The sequence below is a fragment of the Rhizobium aouanii genome, assembly GCF_037002925.1.
Taxonomy (GTDB): Bacteria; Pseudomonadota; Alphaproteobacteria; order Rhizobiales; family Rhizobiaceae; genus Rhizobium; species Rhizobium aouanii.
The window spans coordinates 1-3954 of record NZ_JBAMYD010000042.1 but is presented as its reverse complement, the minus strand read 5'-3'; the positions used below and the strand labels follow the sequence as shown (position 1 = coordinate 3954).

The 3954-nt window shown below is 64.0% G+C and carries 3 protein-coding genes; 1 reads left to right on the top strand and 2 read right to left on the bottom strand.

All coding sequences use genetic code 11. The features are described from left to right. Positions 1 to 94: 94 nt before the first annotated feature. Positions 95 to 1534, bottom strand: coding sequence for an MFS transporter (locus V8P77_RS34590; RefSeq protein ID WP_335916747.1), 1440 nt, complete (start codon positions 1532 to 1534; stop codon positions 95 to 97). 101 nt (positions 1535 to 1635) lie between these two features. Here V8P77_RS34590 and V8P77_RS34585 point away from each other — a divergent pair, with 101 nt between their 5' ends. Continuing rightward, positions 1636 to 2259, top strand: coding sequence for a helix-turn-helix transcriptional regulator (locus V8P77_RS34585; protein ID WP_335916748.1), 624 nt, complete (start codon positions 1636 to 1638; stop codon positions 2257 to 2259). A gap of 318 nt (positions 2260 to 2577) precedes the next feature. On the opposite strand, the gene V8P77_RS34580 is transcribed toward V8P77_RS34585, so the two are convergent. Continuing rightward, positions 2578 to 3789 carry an MFS transporter gene (locus tag V8P77_RS34580; protein WP_335916746.1) on the bottom strand — a complete coding sequence of 404 codons (1212 nt, stop codon included), beginning with the start codon at positions 3787 to 3789 and terminating at the stop codon, positions 2578 to 2580. Positions 3790 to 3954 lie beyond the last annotated feature (165 nt).

Sequence of the window (3954 nt, the reverse complement as noted above, 5' to 3'; positions counted from 1 at the left end):
GAGCAATTCCAGCAAAAGTGTGCAGCGGTTTTGCCAGGCAAAGCGCGAAGCGCTTTTGCCGGGAATTGCGCCAAAACAAAGAGATAGAGCGTCCTTAGCGCGTCCCGTCGGACGCGCGGCGCTCTAGCGTTAGCGAGATGCCGACGGCGAGAACACCGGGCAGCGCCATCAGCAGATAGAGCCAGTGCGCAGCCGACAGCGCGCCTGATATGCCGCCGGGATGAACGAGGCCGGCGCCATTGGCGATGACGCCGGCAAAGGCGGCCCCGAAAGCGCCGCCGAGCGAACTCATTGTCGGGATCGCGGCAGAAGCCTTGTCCTTCTCGTTGTCGGCGACGAGCCTCAAAACCATGGCGACGAGATGCGCCCAGCCGAGACCGATACCGAAGCCCATCATGAACATGCCGATCGCCGCCGGCACGATGAGGAGCATATGCCCCTCGGGATTGTCCTTGGCGAGGAAGACTGCGAGGCAAGCGGTCGCCGCCGCCTCGATGAGAGCGCCAATGACGATTGCCCGATAGGCCCGTCTGCCGGTCCACGAGCCGCTGAGGAAGGCCGCGAAGGTCCAGCCGAGGGCGACGAGCGCTACGAGATAACCCGAGACGATCGCCGGCACCCCATGCAAGGTTTGCAGGAAATAGGGAATGAAGATGTCGCTGACGAGAACGACGGTCATGGCGAGCATCGCCAGGTAGACCCGTGAAATCGGTTGGGAAAGGCTGGCGGCGCCGGAGGGCAGCAGGCGGTTCGGGCTTCGGCCCTCGATGACGATCATGCCGGCGACCGCGACGACCGAAGCCGCGATCAGCGCGACCTTCGTGGCTGTCGCCTCGATCGCGCCGGCCGCACTCACCATCAGCACGGCGGCAAGCAGCAGTCCGATCTGGGCAACCGGGGTCTTCACCTGCTCGCGGTCGTCCTCGACGTCGGGCAACAGCCGCTGTGCCAGGAACGCCATCAGCAGGCCGAGCGGCACGAGCACGATGAAAGCATAGCGCCAGGCGTGGCCCGCAGAAAAGAAGCCGCCGAGCGTCGGCCCGATGACGGTCGAGACCCCCCAGATTGCCGCATAGAGCGTCGAGGCCTTCGGCCATAGCGGCTCGGGATAAACGAAGCGAATGAAGGCATAGCCGAGCGCGGCAAGTGCGCCGGTTCCGAGACCCTGCACTGCGCGTCCGATCAGCACCACCGGCATCGACGGTGCGGCTGCGGCAATCAGGCTGCCGACGCCGAAGACCAGCGCTGCGATCACATAGACCGATCGAAGCCCGATGCCGCGCGGCCGCATGGCGACGAAGATCGAGCCAAGGACGGCCGCGGCGACGAACAGGCTGGTGACCCAGGAAAACAGCGCAAGGCCGCCGATGTCGCGCACGATCGAAGGCGCAATCGTCGCCATGATGTAACTCTCCACCGCATAAAGCGTCACGCCGCCGGCCAGCATCAAGGTTGCCGGCAGGTGCTCGGGCAGGAAGAGGCGGAAAACGGAGCTGGCACTGGGGATGGCTGCTGTCTGGTCGAGATTCGACATGGGAGGACCCCGAGATTTTTGCTGGCGAAGGATTATTTTCCAAGTTATAAATTGGAAAATTACATACCGCCTCGAATTAAACAAGACTTGACTTGGAAAATATGCGCCAGTCCCCAGCCAACCGGATCCTGATCCTGATAAAGACCGACGGCCCGCAGCTCGCCGCCGCGATCGGTGATGCGCTCGGCATATCGGGTGAGGCCGCCCGCCAGCAGCTGTCGAAGATGGCGGAGGAGGGGCTGGTGGAACCGGTCACAGTTGCCGCTTCTGGCCGGGGCCGGCCGCGCCAGCTCTGGCACCTCACAACGAGCGGCAACCGCCAGTTCCCGGATGGCCATGCCGAGCTGACGGCAAACCTCCTCGGCACGCTCGTCGAACAGCTCGGCCCCGCGGCCCTCGATACCGTCATTTCCGCCCGCGAGGCCGAGACGCTGAAGCGCTATCGGCAGGAGCTCAGCCCGGCCCATGATCTTGCCGCACGCGTCGAGGCCCTTGCCGGCATCCGCACCCGCGAAGGCTATATGGCCGATTGTTGGGAGGAGGCAGACGGATCCTTCATGCTGGTCGAAAACCATTGTCCCATCTGCGCCGCCGCCACCGCCTGCGCCGGCTTCTGCCGCTCCGAACTCGAAACCTTCCGCGCCGTCCTCGACGCCGACGTCGAGCGCAGCGAACACATCCTCGCCGGCGCCCGCCGTTGTGCCTATCGCATCACGCCGCGTTGAGGCGTCGTGTTGGATGTCGCCCCGCTTCTTTCCTACAGCGGCTCCCACGCGCCGTCATCCTCGGCCTCGCGGCTGGCGCCAATGGCGCCCCTCACCCTAACCCTCTCCCCGTAAAACGGGGCGAGGGGACATGCCAAACGCAACGTCGAGGTGGGGGAAGCCGGTGCGGCATATCCCCTTCGCCCCGCCTGCGGGGAGAAGGTGCCGGCAGGCGGATGAGGGGCTGTTTTCAACAATCTCCTGGGCCGAGTCGTGTCTCAAGCGCCGCGGAACACCTGCCCGCCGGGTGACCGATATCGCTCGCAAGCGGCTTGCGCTTTACGCCGGTTGCCGCGCCTGCCGCCTGCTGCTTTCGAGATAGAGCAGCACTCCGATCGATGCGAGACCCGCGGCCGCGCCGACGAAAGCGGTGCCGGAATAATCGGTGATCGCGGTGCCGAAAGCGAAGAGGCCGGCGCTGACGCCAACCCCAATGAACGTGTTCAGCGAGATCAGCGAGGTTCCGAGCCCCGGCCGGTCCGCGATCAGGTCCTGCAGATAGGTGATCGGCACGCTGAGGATCGCTGCCGCCCCGCAGGCATTGAAGAGGAGGAGTGCGTAGACGTGCCAGGGTGCGGAAGCAAAGCCGAGCAGCAGCAGATAGACGCAGTAGATCAGTGCGCCGAAGGCGAGCACATGCGCGCTTCGGAAACGGCGCTGCGCAAAGCCCCACATCATCATGAACGGCATCTCGAGCAAGGCCGTCAAACCTGCCATGAAGCCGACATCGACCACGGTGCCGCCGGCCGCATGGGTGATGATCAGCGGTAGGAGCATGGCGTTCAGCCGCTGCAGCCCGAACAGCATCGCCATGACGATGACCCGCGACAGCACATGCGGCACGAAAATCCGTTTCAGCGAAGCAAGGAAGCCGACTGGATCGGGGGCAGGGCCACCTGAGCCATTTCCGGGTGCGAAGAAGAAATACAGGCAGAAGCAGGTGCAGCTTGCCAATGCCGCGATCCCATAGGCCGGCGTCATCGACGGCGAACTGACGAGATAGAGGCCGATCAACCCCGGCGCCAGCGCCCATGAGCCGGAAAAGAGCGCCCGCACCATTGCGGTGATCGCCGCCCCCTGGCCACGGTCCATCTGGTTGGTCCTGGCGCGCAGGCTGGCAAACAGCAGCGAATAGGTGGAATTGCTCATCGGCACCAGCAACAGCGTGGAGAAGATGAAGACCGCGGGGCTATGAATGAGCGCGATCGACCCGAAGCCGAGCATGCCGGCGACGGAAAGCCCCAGCACCAGCGGCCGGCGCTCCTTCAGCCTGTCCGACCAGATGCCGAGCGTCAGGCTCGTCGTGACGTTGACGATCGAAGAGAAGAACACCAGTGCCGAATAGGCGCCGTTGCTCAAGCCGAGTTCGTTGATCCCGATGATCGACTGGTAGGGCGCGGTCGACGCATAGGTGAAGGCGAGCGCAATAAGCGTCACGCTGGGAATGCGGATCCTGTTGTCGCGAAGGATCAAGGAAAAGGTGGATGGCATGGGGAGCGGTTCCTGATGACCCGCTTTTAGCTGCATCGGACCCATCAGAGAAACGATAGTTTTCGATCGCCTCGGTCAATTTATGTGATGAATATTCGGACGATGTGATCGCGCTCCGAGCCCGCGGCGAGGCTCACCCCACCCTCCGTCATCCTCGGGCTTGAC

Coding starts and splice junctions, on each gene's coding strand:
- V8P77_RS34590 (WP_335916747.1), bottom strand. CDS start 1,534: ATGTCGAATCTCGACCAGACAGCAGCCATCCCCAGTGCCAGCTCCGTT.
- V8P77_RS34585 (WP_335916748.1), top strand. CDS start 1,636: ATGCGCCAGTCCCCAGCCAACCGGATCCTGATCCTGATAAAGACCGAC.
- V8P77_RS34580 (WP_335916746.1), bottom strand. CDS start 3,789: ATGCCATCCACCTTTTCCTTGATCCTTCGCGACAACAGGATCCGCATT.